The organism is Shewanella vaxholmensis (assembly GCF_031932135.1).
Lineage (GTDB): Bacteria > Pseudomonadota > Gammaproteobacteria > Enterobacterales > Shewanellaceae > Shewanella > Shewanella hafniensis.
The window spans coordinates 1-18,203 of record NZ_JAUOEV010000001.1 but is presented as its reverse complement, the minus strand read 5'-3'; the positions used below and the strand labels follow the sequence as shown (position 1 = coordinate 18,203).

Below are 18,203 nucleotides of genomic sequence, written 5' to 3'. Positions count from 1 at the left end.
TTTCAGCTACTTGGCTTCTGTTGGTAAAAGTCCTGTTAGTTAAAGTTCTGTTGTCTAAAGTCGTCTCGGCGACTGTCTTGTGGATTACTCGCTCGCAACCCGCACTTTGCGTTGACTGATAAAGCCCATCAGCGCGACGACCAGGCTTGCTATGCTTAAGCGGGTGAGTTTCTCGGCAAAGAAATAATGGGCGAAAATAGCCGACACCGTCCTGTGGACGGCGTCGATTTTGCCCTAAAAACTCACCCTAGGTTATGTCAGTGTATTAACTAAATAATGCTTTTACGTGAGCGGAAATGGTTAAAGCTATCTTGGCTGTAGGCCGCCTTAATCCGTTTTAACGCGGCGTAGTTATGGTCGAAGTACACATCAGTGGGGATGGCCTTATCTTTGAAGCTGATAAAAGCGCCTGAGGTGTTGGGGATGTCATAATTTCGGCTGGCATCAATCCAATCGAGCGCACGATTAATGCGAGTAAACACTTGGCTATCCTGTAATTGTTGTTTCTCTTGCAGCGCGTTATTCCACCAAGTTTGATATTGAATCGTGTATTGTCTGTCCTTGTAGGGGAAGGCGCTGCGGCGCTTTTGCTCTTCACCCATAGTGCGATAGTAATCACCCGCAATGGCGCCAAGGGTAACATAGGTAAATAGCCCCAATTGGCGATTGCCTTCAAGCACATAGCGAGAAGTTAAGCTTTCAAGCAGTGGCTTATAACCGTCCCTTAGCCCCGTTTGATTGACTAAGCGCGAGGTGACTTTATGGGGCGCGGGCTCATCCAAATCGGGTGGCGTCGGTGAGCGGTTTATGCCTTGCAAGTCCGCTTGCAGATGATGAAAAGATTCCCTTTCCCAATTGGCCATTAAGTTTTCACCGTAGGCTTTGGTGAGTCCGCCCATACCCTCGATGCGTATATCATTGGGCACTAGGTCAAACTCATTAAATTGTGTCTGGATAAAGTGATTCAGACTGGCGGAATTGCCTTCCCAAAAGCCATACATCAAGCAGTTATGCTTAATCGACTCAGTGTCTATGTCAGGCGTTTTGTGTTGTTCTGCGGGGAAATGTCTGGCATTTATCTTGAGATTGGTGCCAATCAAACAGCCTGTGCTGTCGGCATTAATGATGGCTTCCCAGCGCTGTAAAATGTCTTTGGTTGGGGTGTGCTCAATGAGTTCATGGGTTTGTTTGTCATAGCAATTCCACTCTAATTCAAACTTGAGCAGGCAAGGCGGTAGTGGAAAGGTTTGCACAAAAAAGCGGGTCACTATGCCGTAACTTAACCCACCGCCCCCCTTGAGCGCCCAGAGTAACTCAGGTTTATTGGCAACCGAGACGACTTGGGTTTCACCAATGCCGAGGACGATTTCTGCCTGTAATAGGGATTCGCAGCACATGCCGTATTTGCGGGTCCAAGGTCCTGAGCCGCCGCCCATAATAAATCCCGCTAAGGCAACGTTGCCACTGGTGCCATGGGGGATCATCACGCCTTTTTTCGCAAGGGCAGTGGTGAGATTGATAAAGCGATTGCCTGGGCCAATGGCCGCAATACCTGTGATGGGATCTAAAGTGAGGCTATCCATCTTCAGCAGATCCAACACTATGGTATTGGTTTCAGTGCTTTCACCTTCGTGATCATTCCCACCTGAGCGCACGCTGATCGGCAAGTTATAATCGATAGCCGCTTTATAGGCGATTTTAACTTCTTCAGTGGAAGTGCATTTGATGATCGCCAGTGGTTTTTTTTGTAACCTGCGGTTGAACAACTGGCAAGCTTGTTGGTAGGCAATCATTTGCTTACCCGTGCTGACTGAGAATTGCTGTTCACTATAATAATGGCCAGCGGTAATAATATTGTCGGCCGGAATGTGTGCGCGAACTTCATTGATGAAATTAACAAAGTTTTTGGCTTGAGTGATCACTAAGTTTTCACTGATCCGCACTTCTGCACTTAATTCTTCTTCGGTCGATTGCATAATCAAACAATCCCGTTCGAGTTCATTCGCGACGGTCACTTTAATATTCGAACGATAGGCCGTCAGCGATTTAAATACTTCAATATTGAGAGTGATATCCGCTTGATTGCTCACCGCGTAATTAACGACATAATTAAAATTAGGCCAAGTGTTATAGTTACACTCAATAATATAGGCTCGGCGTTCGTGTGGCGGAATAATTTTAGGCAGTTGTTGATTATAGGCGTTGCTATCCGCGGTGGTTTTTATGAATTGATATTCAGTATCATTAAATATGACCAGCAGCACTTTCTGTCTTTGAAGTGGAATAACGTTTTCATCACGAAAATTATATACATCTTGATGCTGATAAATGTAAAGGTTATTTTCGGTAATCGATTTTTGTTGCGCCGGATTACGATAATAGTCGACGATTTCGGTTCGGGTTAATAATCGATTAAGTAAAGTGATGCCAAATATTTCACCATCGAAATGAGTGTCGCGGTGATTGGGTAATGACACGTTTTCAATTAAAAACTCATTGTCGGCAACCAGTGACAGATTATTGAGTTGTGTATGGGTAATTTCACCATCCACATAACAATTGATTTCATGGTATTCATGGCAGATAGACAATAAGTGCCACTGGCCATCGTTGAGTCCACCTAAGGTTGAAATTGCCTCAACCCGCAGCAAGGTGGTATTAATCACGCATTCAATATGCCCCAGTGAATTAATGTCCACGGCGAAATAGGTATCTTCTCGATCGGTTTTATAATGGAACACACGCCCACCCGCGCTGGTTTTAACCCAACACTGGTAAGTAAATATGGCAAGGGGTGACGTGCTCACGGGTAAGCTTTTTTCAATCACTGCCCGTATATTTCTTGATGCCTCAAGCTTATTCATATTCGTGCGTCCTTTCGTGTGCTTTGCGTGTTTTACCTCAGTGCGCTAAAGCGCAACTGGGGTAATTCATCCCGTGGTTAATCCATCGCGGGTAACTAAGTCGCGGATAACTATGTTTTGGGTAAATCAGTTTTGGGTAAATCAGTTGCGGGCAAACAAGTCGCCAATTAATAGGTATTAAAGCGATGTATTGATCCTGTCACGGCCATCGGCTTTGGCGCGATACAATGCGGTATCGGCGGCGCACAGCATGGCGAGTGAGGTACGGAATTGGCCATTGATTTCACTCGCAATTCCTTGGCTCGCGCTCACAGAGACATAATCGCGCAGGCCTTGCTCAGTAAAGCGCAGTTCATTAATCCCTTGCTGCACTTTTTGGGCAATCGTCAGTGCCATTTTGGCATTGTGGCTTGGCAGAATTAGCGCGAATTCTTCACCGCCGTAACGCGCTGCCAGGCCAATGTCTATTGGCACTATGTCAGCGATCACTTTGGCAATCTTACGTAGGCATTCGTCGCCTTGGATATGGCCGAATTGGTCGTTGAACACTTTGAAATAATCCACATCGATAATCACCACGCTGATAGGGCCCAGCTTACCTGTGCATTCTTCCCAATAGTGATGTAGCATTTCGTCGAAGTATCGGCGGTTCGCCAGCCCTGTCAGTGAATCCGTGGCGGCCAATTTACGTAGCTTTTGATTCTCCGCTTTGTGCTGCGTTAAATCGTGCATCATCATCACGAACAGAGGTTCATGGCTGGGGATGTAGGAAATGGAGAGTTCGACATCTTTTGCTTTGCCTGAGGCGGTAATGAGGGTGATTTCTTCGGCGCAGTGCTGCACTGGAATGCCGCAGTTTTTGCCTAGCTTAATATCATTGCTCAGCAGATTGTCGTAGCGAGCTTGATGGTGCTCGGTCAAAAAGTTGCGCCAATCTTGTCCCTTCAAACTGGCCTGCGGGCATGTCAGTAAGTCAGCACCTTTGCTATTGCTAAAGTAAATGTAACCTTGGGCATTGACGATAATCACCGGCTCGGTCAGATGCTGAATAAACTGTTGAATCGTTTCAATCGAGGCATGTTCGAAGAAGGTTAACGGCAACGAGGGTTCTACCAAGCCTTGCTGCGCAGTGCACTGTGAACCATTGCCTTTACCCACAAGTGATAATGGATGTTGTGAGCGAGTCTGTGTAGGTGAGCTTGTCATTGTTATCATTCTCCGTGAACCTAATGTCATCTGCGCTAAGCGCTTTTCTGATGATGACTTTATTCTTCGCAAAGAAAAGATACCTTCTGCTTACCTTCCGATTTAATCTATTGTTTATAAAGGTTTTAAATTTACTCTTCTCGCGATAAATTCTTTGATTTAGCAGAACTGAGCGAGGTTTTTGGGCATGGCTAAGTTAAAAGAGTGGCACCCATGAGTGGATTTTTGGCTATTAAGCGGCAAGCGCAAAGGATGTTAGTGTCGAAATTTAACCGCAGATAAAGAGGTGGAAACGGCTCGTTTACCCTAAAGGTTGATTTGGATGCAGAGCTTCGCTACTCGATTTTCCTCTACACCATTTACCACCTTGCTGAAGTTTAAAAGCGCACATCGCATCCCAACGACCACTGATGCCACTGTACTGGCGGCGAAAATCTTTAGCAGAGCTGAGCCAAGCATCTGATGCAATCCCTAACTCATTGAGCAGTTTTGGTCGCTGATTATCGATAAAGCCTTTTTTATCATGGCGAATGGCGCGGCCAGTCCAATCGATAAGTTCCAGATAATCCGCAAAATGAAAAGGGATGCCCGTTTGTTGACTAGAGTGTGTCGCCGCATCGAACTTGGCGAGAGATTTGTTTATCGTTTGAGGCTTATTTTTTGCGGATTGGACTGGTGCTTGCGGTGAGATGATGATGTTATTTACCTGCTTGAGTGCACTAATTCTTTCTTGAATCGAGGTGAAATCAGAAGATTGTAAAGAGTCGGCAATCCCTGCTCGAATAGGATTTAAATCCACGTACATCATGCAGGCTAGTAAGGCTTGCTCATCTAGCAAAGCTTGGGATTTGAAACGGCCTTCCCAGAAGGCACCTTTACACTCATCTTCTCGATTTGCTTTACGGGCAATCTCTTCGTTCAGGCAGCGCATAAACCAAGATATGCTGGATAAACGTTCATGCCATTCGGTAATTAACCCATCGAGCAGCATGCGTTCACCGTCAATTAAGGCTTCACCATTCATATACTTAGTTGCGACAGTATGGCCTTTAGTTATTTGACACCACCGGCTGATAACCTCTTTTGGGCTTAAGGTTTTTGCTTCCTCAACATCAATTTTAAGTACTAAATGGTAATGGTTGTTCATCACTGCATAGGCGCAAATGTCGATACAAAAAATGGTGGATAATGCTTTGATTTTATCGACAATCCAGCCACGTCTATGCTCATAACTGCGGCCTGTGAGTTTATCCTCACCGCACAGAAAAGCCCTTCTGACACAGCGATTTATCACATGATAGAAGGGCGTTGTATTGGCATCGATAAGCATTCTTCTGGCCGAGGTCATGACTCGCTCCAAACAGACAAGGTGAAGATAATCTAAAGACTAGTAGAAGAGGGGACAAAGCACAAAAAGACATGGCTGTCCCTGCTTTTGTCCCTGCTTTTGGCTGTCCTGAGAAAAATCCGACCCTAGTTTTTAGGATGGTTGATAACTTGTGGATCTGGGCTTAATACCAGTAGAGTATTAGTTGTATTGCTCAATACAAATTGGAACTTAGTGGTGCCTGGGGTTCTATCGAGATCCACTACTTGCACTAACATACCATCACTGCTGATGGTCACTGCATCAACAATTTCATCGAATGGAGTCACAAAACCTACACCGACAAATTTTAGCCCTTTACCGGTTTGGTCATTGAGCAGGTAAGTTACAGTACCAGCTTGAGTGATGGTGACATCACCTGGGCACTGTTGACCGTTTGCATCGGTATAAATAAATACAGGTTCTCCATTTTCGAGGGTGACATTCACTTTAATAAATTGTGCAGAGCCTTGTGGTGCCGTCATGTTTATTTTCCTTCTGTGGTTAGAATCGAATATTTCTAATATCGGTTTTTTCTAAAAAAAGAATAAGTTCTTTATGTATATCAAGTTCCCCTAAACAATCTAGCGATTTTGCATAGGAAATCGTAAATATTGGATCTTTATTTTTTTCAGTAAAAGGCCTTATTTGCTGTTTTACCTTTTTACATAACTCGATGCTGTAAGATGATTCACCAAGTTGTTTATAAATATTAGCTTGTAGTAATTCGCTTATTGCAAGGTTAGCTATGTAGGTGATTTCTTGATTGAAATCGTTTGCTAATTCTCGATATGATTCGGTTGCTAATTTTGCATATTGCAAACTCTCATCTAATTCTCCAATGTTTAACATGAGTTTTGCTTCGGATAAAAGGATTTTTGCAGAGATATCTTTGTATGTTGAGGACTTGATCAATGAAAATTTGTCATAAAAATTGATGTTAGTTGATTTTTCAATTTCTAAATATTGGCTTTTACTTGTGCTTAATTCAATAAGTTGCGAATAAGAATAATATTTCAATCTTTTCCAACGTTCATTTTCAGGGTCTTGTTTAAATGCAAACTCAATAGTAGAAAGCCCCAGAGAGGCTTTATTTAAAGCTTCTGTTAGGCGACCTTGATAACTTAAAAGTGTGGCGATGTTTTGATAACTTCCAGTAAGCCTATCGAGTAAATAAGGCTGTTTTTCAAGATTTTTGGTTGCCAAGGCTTTTTGTATTTCTTCATGGATTTGGATAGCAGTATTTATATCACCTTGTGATACCGCAGCACTAGCTAACCAAGAACGTGTATCGGCAACATCGGCAATCAGTTGGCTATCTTCGGGGGCTTTGGCCAGTGCCAATAGCTTTAATCGTAATGATTCTTCGAAATCTTGCTGTGCCTTGGCAAAGTCCTGTTGGTTCATGGAAATAGAACCAAGCGAGTTATGGGCATAGGACAGCTCCATGAGCGCATCTTTATCTTCGGGCGCAAGGGCGTACATAGATTGGCTATAGGCTAAGTATTGCTCGAAGAAGGGACGTGACGCCGCCCAATCACTGACATCATATTGCAGTTGCCCTAACCAGAACGCATTGGCACCTAGAGTTTTTAGTAGGGCTAAGTTTTTCGGCTGCACATTCAAGAGCGGCAGCATTTTTTCTTGCGCCGCCAGTAATGCGCTGCGAGCTTCATCGATTTTATTGCGCGAATATGCCACTTCGCCCATGGCCTCTAAGGTTTGGCCGTGTTGGAAGCGGGCGTCAAAACTTAAGTGTGCATCATCCTCTGTATTGGAAAAATCACTGAAATATTCCAGTGCTTTATTGCTGATCCCGTCGAGTAAGTCCATACGGCCGATGCCGCGCATCTTGTCGGCGAAGTCACCCACCATAAAGCCGAGCAAATCTTCGGCGGCGAGGCGTTTTTGCTGGGCAAGTTTTTCGGCCTCTATGCTGCGCACGCTCATAATGACGGAGGTTAAGGTGAGGACGCACAGTAGGGCGACGGTTAGGCGCCTCGTCCAGCGCAGCATATTGGCGCGTTTGCTGGAGGCTGCGATAAAGGCGGTTTCGGGATCGTCTAAATCGAATAACGGATTTTGGCTGAGGCTTTGGGCCTCTTTTAACGGCTTGCCTTCGGCGAGCAGATAAGCGCTGTGTTTGGCTTCGCTGAGCCAACGCTTAGATAAATGCTGTAGGCGACTCTTAATACTCAAACTGTCGCTATGTTCGCTAATCCAAGCCGTCGCCCGTGGCCAACGGCGCAGCAGGGCTTCGTGGGCGATGCTAAAACAGGGTTCTCCATTTTGCAGATGCGACACGAATAAGCGGCTATCGACCATGGCTTGCACTAGGGCGGTTTCAGCGGTGCTTTGTAGTTGTGACCAGCGAGCGGTGCGGCTGGTGATGGACTTTTCATCTTCACGCAGAGTCACTAGCAGGGATAAAATCCGCGGTAGGCTGGCTTTTTCGGCATCGCTTAAGTGTGAAATCGCCTGCTCGGCATTTTTGCCAATCGCCCCTTCAATACCGCCCAGTGCATGATAAACCGAGACTAATAACTTATCGTCGTCGCTGCGTTGTAAGTACAGCGCCTGCAAGGTGTATTGCAGCATAGGCAACGCATCTGGGTTGCTGGCGGCATCGCTACAGAGCATTTCATCGAGCGGCATCGCGGTTTCGCTGTCAACTTCCCAGCTTAAGTTGGCGGCAACGGCTGGCAGGCGGATCATCTGCAACAGCTCAGTGCGTGTTGGCGGCGCTAAGTCAAAATGGGCGCCGCGGGCTTTGCCCGCCATCAGGCTGGGATAATTGACCAGCAGCGGATAAAAATCGTTACGACAGGCACTGATGATAATCACGGCTTTTGAGGTGGCGAGTTGTTCCAATAATTCTATGAACTGGGTTCGTTCGGTATCGCTAAATAGCGGTGATGAGAGCAACACTTCTAATCGGTCGATAAACAAGGCAAAAAACGGCTGAGTAAAGGGCTGAACCTTGAGTGCTTGGGTGCATTGGTTGATTATGCCTTGGATATCTTCGACAAGTTGAACCGCCAGTGTATCGGCGCTCATGCCTTCGAATACTGGCGTGTCGTTGATTTCCCAGTCGAGCATAGCGCTGGCAAGATCGGTTAGCAGTTGCCCTTTACTCACATCGGCAAAATCTAAGCTGCTGAACGACGCAACACCAATGCCGTTATAGCCGCCGCCCTTCATTAAATTGGGCACAACACCCGCATTTATCAGGGAGGATTTACCGCTGCCACTTGGGCCTAAAACCAGACAGAAGGCACGACCATAGATGATTTGCTGGCTGATACGGTTAAGCAAAGTGCTGATTTGTTCACTGCGACCAAAAAACACCTCGGCATAGTTAGCGCTATAGGCTTGCAGACCCGGAAAGGGCGAGCCGCCTTGCCAACTTTGCGGGCTGGCGGTGGCTTCGTGGCCGATAGGAAAACGCACTTCGGCTAAGGTGCGATAGCCGCGTTTGCGTATGGTTTCTATATAGGTGGGATCGGTGGCGCTATCGCCTAATGCTCTACGTAACTGATTGATAATCTTGTGTAGTGGATTGTCGCCAGTATCTACGCCCGGCCAGCAGTGGCTGACTATTTCATCACTGCTGATGACTTCGCCCGCCCGTTGGCAGAGAAATAACAGCACATCCATCGCCTTGGGTTCAAGTTGTTTGACTTGTTTGCCAAGGAGCAGACTATTGGCGCTGGGATTGATTTGCCATTCACCAAAGAAAAATGTGCTGTCACTCATAACGATGTCCATTTATTGAGTATTGGCTAGCGTACTGTGGGAAAACGTACCGTTAGTTACCACTCTTATAGTTATATTTTTGTTATTTTTTATTGTAAGTGCTCGGCTGTTGTCAGCCTAAGGTTTGATGTCAAAGCCTTGACATTATGCCTATTACATTTGTTATTTAAAAGGAATAACCCTTGATAATCAATGTAAATTTTATTCATGGCAGCTATGGGTAATCATCTGCAGCTTGTCATTTTTCTGTCAACAGTTTGTGCTTTACGCAGCATGTTAAATAACGCGGCGGCTTTTGGCTGTTTATTAGCAAAACATCAACAATGGAAAAGTGCCCACTATGGGCACTTTTCAATGAGAGAGAAAACTCGGGCGGATTAACTTGAGCTGATGAGCCTCGCCTCTGGTTTAACGTTGGCATTTAAAGCCCGCGTCTTCTATCTGCTCCTTAATATCAGTCCCTTAACATGAGCCTCTAATGTTAGCGGGTTAAGATCAATGCTTTGGCTTGATAGCTTAATCTGGCCATTTGCCCTTGATCTTGCAGTTCTAACTCATTGAGTTCGAATGGCGGCTGTAAACCCGAGGCTTGGATGAGCTTAGGATCTAACATCAGCTTTAGCTTTGGCGACTCTGGGGTCAGCCAATTAGCCGCTTGGGTACGTAGAATCGCCACCTTTTGACCTTCGGCATTGGTGCCGGTTAACGTGCCACTTAAGCCAAAACGTCCCGCCTCGGCGACCGATAACTCAAAGTTGATTTGGTTAGGCAGACCTTTATCCCAAACCGTGAGCACTTCGGGCTTGATGCTCGCCGAATTGACATAGGACTTAAAGACAGATTTGACTGTGCGCTGCACTGGGCGGCCATCGACTTGTGTTTGCACTGTAATTTCAACTTCACTGAAACCCGCATTACTGCTCGAAAGTGCCACGCCCGCGGGGATCACCGCTTGCCATGTCTCACCTTGTTTTACCATCAAGAGTGGTTGCATATCGCCATCGGCTTGCTTGAGTGTTGCCTGCGGCACGAAGGTGTTATCACTTTGGCTGAGTGCGAGTTCAAGCCCAAGGGTTTGCGCATCAGCCGCGATGGCGGAGGAGGCTTTGACACTCAGTTGATAGGGCGAGCCTTTTTCCTTCACATTGACTAAGTAGTTGGCGCTTGGCGTTAACGGCTGACTGACCTGCAGGCGATATTGGCCCGGTGTGGCTTTCGCCGACATTTGCAGTGCGCTGGAATCATCGGTTAATCCTGCGCTAGCAAGGGCATCGGCGTTGGCCATCGATTTGACCAATGACTCATTGGTGTTTATCCCGCTGCTGTTGGCCGCTTTGCCTTGGGGTGACTGATTAGGGCTAACGCGCTGAATTTGTACGCGCTCAGGGGCGATAGCCTCTGCATGCATTAAGGCGCCAGAACGGGTATCGCCCCGAGGCGCAATGCGCACTAGGCTTGACGCTTGGCTCATGGTGAGGCCCACGCCCGCATTAAGCTGCGCGCCGGTTACATTGACCCAATACTCGTCACTTTGGCTGGCTTGTTCAAGCTGCGGCGCGCTTGTCTGATACTCGCCATACAAAGGGGTGATAAAGCTAATGTAATCCGTACTGGTGTTAATGGGCGCCAGTGTTGGACTGGCAATATTGCTATCGACAAGATCGGTATTGCTCGGCGCGGCTAGGGTTAACCCTTTGGCGTACATTGGGCTGGCATTGGTTTTGGGATCTATAGGTGTGGCTTCATCTTGGCAGGCTGCGAGCAGTCCGCTTAGCGCCAAGACACTGGCAAGTTTGCTGAGTGTATGCATCTTAGTGCTCCTTAAATATGGTTGCGGATCAGCGTGTCTAAATTGAAACACGCACGGCGGCTCTGCTGATGGCTTAGGGGTTCTTGGCCACGGGTCTTTTGTTTATCGGTAAACCAGACTGTGCCAGCTGCCTTTTGCGATCTGCAATTTAAGAAGCCGTCGGAGCAGCTATCGAGCCAGTTTTGAGTGGTTTCGAGCGCCACTTGGTATTGATAACCCGCGCAGTAACTGTCGCTGTCCCAAATGGCGGAATCAACATCAGAGCCCACCACGACTTCGAAGGGTTTACCCAGAGATGGGCGGCCTGCAGTGCCGTAGAGCATAGTGTTGTTGTAGTTTGCCATCCAACCCACTTGCTGTTGTTTCACCGCATTGCTGCCATAGCCTAAGAGCCAGCCTAAGCTGGTTTCGAACACATTACCTTGGTTCACCGCATCGGCCAGCGGCGTACCAGCACTGGATGGGGCGAGGGCGATAACCTTTGAGGTGGCGTTGATCACCGCAGGATAACGGCTGTCCCACGTGGGGTTAGATAAAATCCACCGCACTACGTTGCCACCATTGGAGTGGGTCAGCAGAATTAAGTCATCGATATTTTTGGCTTGGATAAAGCTATTGAGCTGGGTCGCCAGACAACCTGCGGCGCTTTCTTCCCACATATATTGGTTAAAGTCGCAGTTGATCACTGTGTAATTATTTGGCACTGGGATGCCTTGGCGCACTGAGTTTACAAATTCGGGTGTCCAGTAATCGGTTAAGGCATTGGTCTGGTGACCCGTACCGTGGATAAAGGCAACTCCGGTTGCAGCTAATGTCGCTGGGCTGACAGCTAACAGACCCAAGAGCATGAGGGCTTTTTTGATCTTCATGGGTATATCTCGTGTTGTTGGTCTTGTTGATAGTGGCCGCGCAGTCCGTTGCGACTGTTTAGGGCAAATCGGTTAATGCTAAGGATTTGCCGTAAGTTAGCGTTAAATCGGCTGACATGGCTCGGGTTATATGCGCCATAGGCGCGGGTTACTCACTTTGGGTAGAACATGATTTAAGGCCTGAATACGACGGGATAGGGTGAATGCGCTAGTTTAGGTTGGCAGTCAATGTGATTGCCGTAACTTAGCCATTATCAACAGGACTTAACTCAAGCTTCTTAACCTAGACGTAACATTTTTAGCTGGCAAGTAAAAAATCACCATATAATTGAATAGCATGGCAGCATTTTAAAGCATGCGTTTTAATATCAATATCGAGGGTGATAAGGTGATGATAAGCAATGACTAATAAATGGTACTGTGTTTTATAGTGTTTGAAATCATGGCTCAATTACGCAAAAGAATTTTCTGTGACATTGGCTTTGCGTTTGAGTTAATCGGTTTATCGTTCTGTATATAAAGGTTTTTTGGATAAATTCGCTAAACTTAGCCACTCGCTTTGTGAGATCGACATCAGCTTAGTGCATTTAAAGCGTAAACCGATTAGGCTGAGCTGAGTTAACGTAGTATCAACGTGATAAATACCCATACTGCCAAGAATGCACGCATTTATGATATGTCAGCTTTTAGGTCATTGATTGAAGCATTGATTTAACCATTGATTGAAGCACTGATTTGAGCCATTGGTTGAATCACTAATAGAAACAGCGATTCAAACAGTGATTGAGCGATGGGTTGAAATACGAGATGCAATGCGACTTGGGCAGGATTAAAGAGATAAGGGAGAATAAGTTTGGCGATAGAACATAATGAGATGGTGAGCTGCTTAAGTGGATTGCAATGCCGCACTAACTTCAGCATAAAAAACATTACCGAATACATGCTCCCAGACACCAAAGAGGCGTTCTATTTACACCTCGACGGTAAATCACCGAACTTGATTATTCGGCCCGCATTTGAGGTTTTTTCTGGCGAACTCGCCACCATTGCAGGCGTGCATGCCAAATACGATTATTTCCACAATGCGGAGATGACCCGTTTTCCAAAGCGTTTGCATAAGAGTCTCACCGAAACCCACTATGGACTTGCCTTTAGCTTTGACACAGTCGAAGCCGTGCAGCAATTTGTCAGCCGTTTAGGTGCCATAGTCAAAGGTGCATAAATTTTAGTCTGGGTATTTTAGAGTTAAATTCCTCAATACCCATGAAAATGAGGAATTTAACTGCTGCCTTTTTACGCGGCGTTTCAGTATATTCATCAGTAGATGAATTTTGCTGGAGCCTGCCATGTCGCTTATTCCCGGTCGTCCTAGGGGCGTTGTTCCATTTACTGCCCAAGCTGAATCGCCGCCCATTCTCGGTCGTCCAAAAGGGAGCTCAGACGCGCGTCAACGCTTAATAACCGCTGCCTTAAGTCTCTTTAGTCACCGCAGTTATCCTACTGTGTCTACCCGTGAAATCGCCCGCGAAGCCGAGGTCGATGCCGCGCTTATCCGTTACTATTTTGGTTCGAAAGCGGGTTTGTTCGAACAAATGGTGCGGGAAACCCTTGAGCCCGTATTAACCCGCTTACGCGAAATATCCGCGGCTGAAGCGCCGAATAATGTCGGCGAAATCATGCAGACCTACTATCGCGTTATGGCACCCAACCCTGGCTTGCCACGACTGATTATACGGGTATTGCAGGAGGGCGATGGCTCGGAACCCTATCGGATTATCTTGTCTGTATTTGAGCAAGTGTTAACCCTGTCGCGGCAATGGCTCGAATCCACGTTAGTTAATTCGGGATTATTAAAAGAGGGCGTCGACCCCGATTTAGCACGGCTAAGTTTTGTGAGTCTTATGGTATTTCCGCTTATTGCCCCGCCCGTATTAATGCGTCAGTTCGGCTTTTTTGATGCCGATGCTGCGCTTTTGCAGCGCTTAGCTCTGCACAATATGCAGGTTTTTACGCAGGGACTGTTATGTGAACCAAGGAGCCAGTCATGAGCTCAACGAAAGGTTTAACGATGTTGAATGACCAAGATTTTAGTCGCAATCGTTTCAGTAAAAACAACTCAAGTAACAACAGGTTAAGTAGCAGCAAGTTAAGCAACAGCAAGTTAAGCAACAGCAAGTTAAGCAACAGCAACTTAAGTAAAAATAAGTTAACTAATCAAACCGCATTAGCTAAAAGAGTCGCGATAGGTGTCGTTTTAGGCTGTTTGTTGCTGCCGTTAGCGGCTTGCACTCAAGAGTCGCCGAGCGTCCTTGGCACAGTCGAGCGTGACAGGCTGACACTGACCGCGCCCGTGGGTGAGTTGATTACTCAGGTAAATGTGGTTGAAGGTCAGCAGGTTAAGGCGGGCGAAGTGCTACTCACGCTCGATTCGACTTCGGCCAATGCGCGCCTTGCCCTGCGTCAAGCCGAGCTTGAACAGGCCAAGGCTAAACTTTCTGAGGCGGTGACTGGTGCGCGTTTAGAGGATATAGAACGCGCCAAGGCCGTGCTCGATGGGGCGAATGCCAGCGTGAAGGAAGCGCAGCGTGCCTTTGAGCGCACTAACCGTTTGTATGCCACGAAAGTGCTGAGCCAAGCGGATTTAGATACCGCCCGTGCAGCGCGGGATACCAGTTTAGCCAAGCAAGCCGAGGCCGAGCAAAGCCTGCGCCTATTAGAAAATGGCACCCGTAGTGAGCAGCTAGAACAAGCCAAAGCGGCGGTGGCCGCCGCCAGCGCCAGTGTCGCCATCGAACAAAAAGCCTTAGCCGACTTGAGCTTAGTGGCGGCGCGTGACGCCGTTGTCGATACCCTACCTTGGCGTGTGGGCGATCGCATTGCTGCGGGTACTCAGTTGATTGGTTTGTTGGCGAGTGAGCATCCCTATGTGCGGGTTTATCTGCCCGCGACTTGGTTAGACAGAGTGAAGGCGGGCGATAAGGTCAATATTCGAGTGGATGGCCGCGAAATGCCGATTGCTGGCACAGTGCGCAATATCCGCAGTCAACCCGCTTACACGCCGTTTTATGCGCTTAATGAACGTGACCGAGCACGGTTGATGTATCTGACTGATATCACCATTTCCGCCGCGGGTAAGGATTTGCCGACGGGCATGGCATTAGCTGTGGAACTCGATGTGCAGCCAAAAGTGCAACAAAAAGTGAAACAGCCATGAGCCACGCCGATTTTGCTATCGAGACCCAAGGCATGACCCGCGCCTTTGGCGGCGTCAATGCAGTGGAAAACCTCGACCTCGCGATTCCCAAGGGAACCGTTTATGGATTTCTTGGCCCCAATGGCTGCGGAAAATCCACATCAATCCGCATGTTGACTGGGCTGCTGAGCCCAACGGCGGGGGAAATCCGCGTCTTGGGTGAAACCTTACCCGGCGCCGAGGAAAAACTGCGTCGCCGCATCGGCTATATGACGCAAAAATTCTCCCTGTACGACAATCTTTCTGTGCGGGAAAACTTAGAGTTTGTCGCGCAAATTTATGGTTTGAACCGCCGAGCCTCAAAGCTGCGGATAGCCGAGTTAGTCACGCTGTACGATTTAGTCGGCCGAGAAAAACAAATGGCAGGCTCCATGAGTGGCGGCCAGAAACAGCGTTTGGCCTTAGCGGCGGCGACCTTGCATCACCCCGAATTGTTATTTCTCGATGAGCCGACCTCGGCGGTCGACCCCGAGAATCGGCGCGAGTTTTGGGAGCGCTTATTCGATCTCTGCGCCCAAGGCACCACGATTCTTGTGTCGACTCACTATATGGATGAAGCCGAGCGTTGCCACGGTCTGGCGATTTTAGAGCGGGGGATAAAACGCGCCGACGGTTCACCCCAGCAGCTGATGGCGGCGATGGGCGCTCGGGTGGTTGAAATTTCAGGGGATGATTTACGCAATTTAAAGCAATCATTAATCAGCGAGTCAGCGGTATTGTCGGCGGCGCAAATCGGCAGTCGTTTACGGGTGTTAGTGCGCAGCGATATTGAAGATCCGCTCACTTGGCTTAAACCTCGGGTTGCCAGCCGGACGATGGAAGAAGTGCGCGCTAGCCTAGAGGATGTGTTTGTCACTTGCACCGGCGAGCGTTTGGCTGGGGTGTCCAAGGGAGAAACTGACCATGTGGCGTAGAATTTTTGCAATTGTCGTCAAAGAGCTGCGGCAATTATCACGGGATCGTATGACCTTTGGCATGATAGTCATGATCCCGCTGGTGCAACTGATGTTGTTTGGTTATGCCATCAATACCGATGCGCGCCATCTGCCCGCGGGGCTGGTGAATTTGAGTGATTCTGCCTACAGCCGCTCATTGGTGCAGGCGGTGGAAGCGACGCAGGTGGTGGATTTCAAACAGCGATATTTAAGTGCAGCTGAGGCAGAGGCGGCGATCACTCGCGGCGAAGTTAAAGCTGTGCTGTATTTGCCCGCCGATCTCGATGAGCGCTTAGTGCGCCATCCAAGCTTTGCGGGCCAGCAATATTTAGCTCAGCCGGTAGGGCAATGGCTGGTGGACGGTTCTGATACGGTTGTCGCCTCAACCATTCGTAGCCTTAGGCAAATGCCGCTGGATGAAATCGCAGGGAGAGCGCAAAAAACTGTGATGCCGAGTTTTGAAGTAGTGCAATATTTCAATCCTGAGCAACGCTCTGTGGTCAATATCGTGCCCGGCCTGTTGGGGGGGATTTTGACTATGACCATGGTGATGTTTACCTCCGCCGCCATAGTGCGTGAGCGCGAGCAGGGCAATATGGAGTTTTTGATCACTACGCCAGTGCGGCCGCTGGAGTTGATGCTGGGTAAAATCGTGCCCTATGTGATCGTCGGCTTTGTGCAAGTGACCATTATCCTGAGCGCAGGGCATTTGTTGTTTGATGTGCCGATTCGTGGCGGGATTGACTCCATCGCCCTTGCCGCTATGTTGTTCATTTGCGCCAGTTTAACCTTAGGATTAGTGATTTCGACCATAGCTAAAACCCAGCTGCAATCGATGCAAATGACGGTATTTATCCTGCTGCCATCGATTCTATTGTCGGGGTTTATGTTCCCCTACGAAGCCATGCCCATCGCGGCGCAATGGATTGCCGAAGCCTTACCCGCAACCCACTTTATGCGCATGTCACGGGCCATAGTGTTGCGCGATGCCCAAGTGATGGATCTGCAATTTGATGCCCTGTGGATGATAGGTTTTACCTGTATCGGGCTATTTATCGCCAGCATGAGATTCTCTAAGCGTCTAGATTAATATTGTTAACAGCATGCTGATAGCCGCATGACAGGCTATCAGCGACTGGGAATGAGGTTGTGCTAGCTTGGGCTGTGAATTATGATGCCGTTTTCCAAATCTAGGGTGAAACGGAGTTCAATTGGATATTCAATGGAAGCCAAAAACTTGGCTCGCAGTATTATTAGGTATATTTTTTCAGCCGTTTGTATTTTTATACGTTAATCAATTTAAATATTTTATTCGATATTGTATTGTTGCGCTGATTATAGCGGCCGTGGATGTATTTTTACACTCAAATTATTTCCCATTTAAATCGGGGAATATGGCTTGGCTTCAACATATTTACCTCTCTTGGTTATTTATTGTTATTTGTCCCATTCACGGGTTTATGATCGCCCATCGTTACGATATTACTCAACCCCGCCGCTGGTATGCTCGTTGGTGGATAGTGTTAGCGAGTTACGCTTTGATGATGTTGCCGCTGATTGTGTTACGAGGTTTTTTCTTTGAGCCTTTTAGTATTCAGGCCTCTTATATGGACCCATCCGGTTTGCAAGACATTCGATAGCGATTTTGAGAAGAGTTCATTGCACCCATATATCCGGCCTGTTATTGAGGTATGCCTCTGGCCCTGATGGATATCTGCTTCTACTGTCCTTATCATCCTTGCGGCTTCGTAATGAGCCTATGCCTCCGTAAGGTTTTCAGTAGATCAGTCTGACTGTCTCATCATCAAATCAAGTGTCATAGCAACTTGCTGGTTGGTTAATCATTAAAAATAAATTCAGTTCTATACTGGAAGCCGATACTCTTCGTTACGCGCCGCGATAACCCATGCCATTCTCGCGAGCTTATTGGCGACGGCCACACAGGCTCGGTTAAAACCTCGGCGCTCTGCTAACTGGATTGCCCAGCAACTAAACTTATCTTGCTTATTCTGGCTGTGTTGCAACACCGCTCTGGCGCCGTGGATGAACAGGGTGCGTAAATACGCATTTCCCCGCTTGCTTATCCCAAGGAGGTTTTCTTTACCTCCGCTGCTGTGTTGTTTGGGAACCAAGCCACACCAAGC

At 47.6% G+C, this 18,203-nt stretch carries 14 protein-coding genes; 6 read left to right on the top strand and 8 right to left on the bottom strand.

Features of this window, described 5'->3' with window-relative positions; translation table 11 throughout:
- Positions 1–269: 269 nt before the first annotated feature.
- The 7 genes from Q4Q46_RS00070 to Q4Q46_RS00040 all read right to left on the bottom strand — a co-directional run bounded on the left by Q4Q46_RS00070 (position 270) and on the right by Q4Q46_RS00040 (position 11,871).
- The gene (locus Q4Q46_RS00070) at positions 270–2,864 is read right to left on the bottom strand and encodes an FAD-binding oxidoreductase (protein ID WP_311904927.1); all 2,595 of its coding nucleotides are present in this window, start codon (positions 2,862–2,864) and stop codon (positions 270–272) included.
- A gap of 177 nt (positions 2,865–3,041) precedes the next feature.
- Positions 3,042–4,070 carry a sensor domain-containing diguanylate cyclase gene (locus tag Q4Q46_RS00065; RefSeq protein WP_311904926.1) on the bottom strand — a complete coding sequence of 343 codons (1,029 nt, stop codon included), beginning with the start codon at positions 4,068–4,070 and terminating at the stop codon, positions 3,042–3,044.
- A gap of 301 nt (positions 4,071–4,371) precedes the next feature.
- Positions 4,372–5,418, bottom strand: a complete 1,047-nt coding sequence (locus Q4Q46_RS00060; RefSeq protein ID WP_311904925.1) for a transposase — start codon at positions 5,416–5,418, stop codon at positions 4,372–4,374.
- A gap of 125 nt (positions 5,419–5,543) precedes the next feature.
- On the bottom strand, positions 5,544–5,921 hold the full coding sequence (locus Q4Q46_RS00055; RefSeq protein ID WP_311904924.1) for a DP-EP family protein: 378 nt from the start codon (positions 5,919–5,921) through the stop codon (positions 5,544–5,546).
- A gap of 19 nt (positions 5,922–5,940) precedes the next feature.
- Complete coding sequence (locus Q4Q46_RS00050) at positions 5,941–9,192, bottom strand: nSTAND1 domain-containing NTPase (RefSeq protein WP_311904923.1); 3,252 nt, start codon at positions 9,190–9,192, stop codon at positions 5,941–5,943.
- A 481-nt stretch (positions 9,193–9,673) separates the two neighbouring features.
- Complete coding sequence (locus Q4Q46_RS00045; RefSeq protein ID WP_311904922.1) at positions 9,674–11,002, bottom strand: DUF4785 domain-containing protein; 1,329 nt, start codon at positions 11,000–11,002, stop codon at positions 9,674–9,676.
- Between the two features lie 11 nt (positions 11,003–11,013).
- Entirely contained in the window at positions 11,014–11,871 is an 858-nt protein-coding gene (locus tag Q4Q46_RS00040) for a lipase family protein (RefSeq protein WP_311904921.1), read from the bottom strand.
- An 874-nt stretch (positions 11,872–12,745) separates the two neighbouring features.
- Here Q4Q46_RS00040 and Q4Q46_RS00035 point away from each other — a divergent pair.
- From Q4Q46_RS00035 to Q4Q46_RS00010, 6 genes are all read left to right on the top strand, one after another.
- Positions 12,746–13,093 (top strand): hypothetical protein, encoded by a 348-nt coding sequence (locus tag Q4Q46_RS00035; RefSeq protein WP_311905093.1) that lies wholly within the window; start codon positions 12,746–12,748, stop codon positions 13,091–13,093.
- Between the two features lie 124 nt (positions 13,094–13,217).
- Positions 13,218–13,919 carry a TetR/AcrR family transcriptional regulator gene (locus Q4Q46_RS00030; protein ID WP_311904920.1) on the top strand — a complete coding sequence of 234 codons (702 nt, stop codon included), beginning with the start codon at positions 13,218–13,220 and terminating at the stop codon, positions 13,917–13,919.
- Positions 13,916–15,085, top strand: a complete 1,170-nt coding sequence (locus tag Q4Q46_RS00025) for an HlyD family secretion protein (protein ID WP_311904919.1) — start codon at positions 13,916–13,918, stop codon at positions 15,083–15,085. The genes Q4Q46_RS00030 and Q4Q46_RS00025 overlap by 4 nt, the downstream gene beginning before the upstream one ends.
- Positions 15,082–16,038 (top strand): ABC transporter ATP-binding protein, encoded by a 957-nt coding sequence (locus tag Q4Q46_RS00020; RefSeq protein ID WP_311904918.1) that lies wholly within the window; start codon positions 15,082–15,084, stop codon positions 16,036–16,038. Before Q4Q46_RS00025 ends, Q4Q46_RS00020 begins: the two co-directional genes overlap by 4 nt.
- The gene (locus Q4Q46_RS00015) at positions 16,028–17,149 is read left to right on the top strand and encodes an ABC transporter permease (RefSeq protein ID WP_311904917.1); all 1,122 of its coding nucleotides are present in this window, start codon (positions 16,028–16,030) and stop codon (positions 17,147–17,149) included. Before Q4Q46_RS00020 ends, Q4Q46_RS00015 begins: the two co-directional genes overlap by 11 nt.
- Positions 17,150–17,270: 121 nt before the next feature.
- Positions 17,271–17,699 carry a hypothetical protein gene (locus tag Q4Q46_RS00010; protein ID WP_311904916.1) on the top strand — a complete coding sequence of 143 codons (429 nt, stop codon included), beginning with the start codon at positions 17,271–17,273 and terminating at the stop codon, positions 17,697–17,699.
- A 222-nt stretch (positions 17,700–17,921) separates the two neighbouring features.
- Here the strand turns inward: Q4Q46_RS00010 and Q4Q46_RS00005 are convergent.
- On the bottom strand, positions 17,922–18,203 hold a 282-nt coding region (locus Q4Q46_RS00005; RefSeq protein ID WP_311904915.1), incomplete at its 5' end, for a transposase.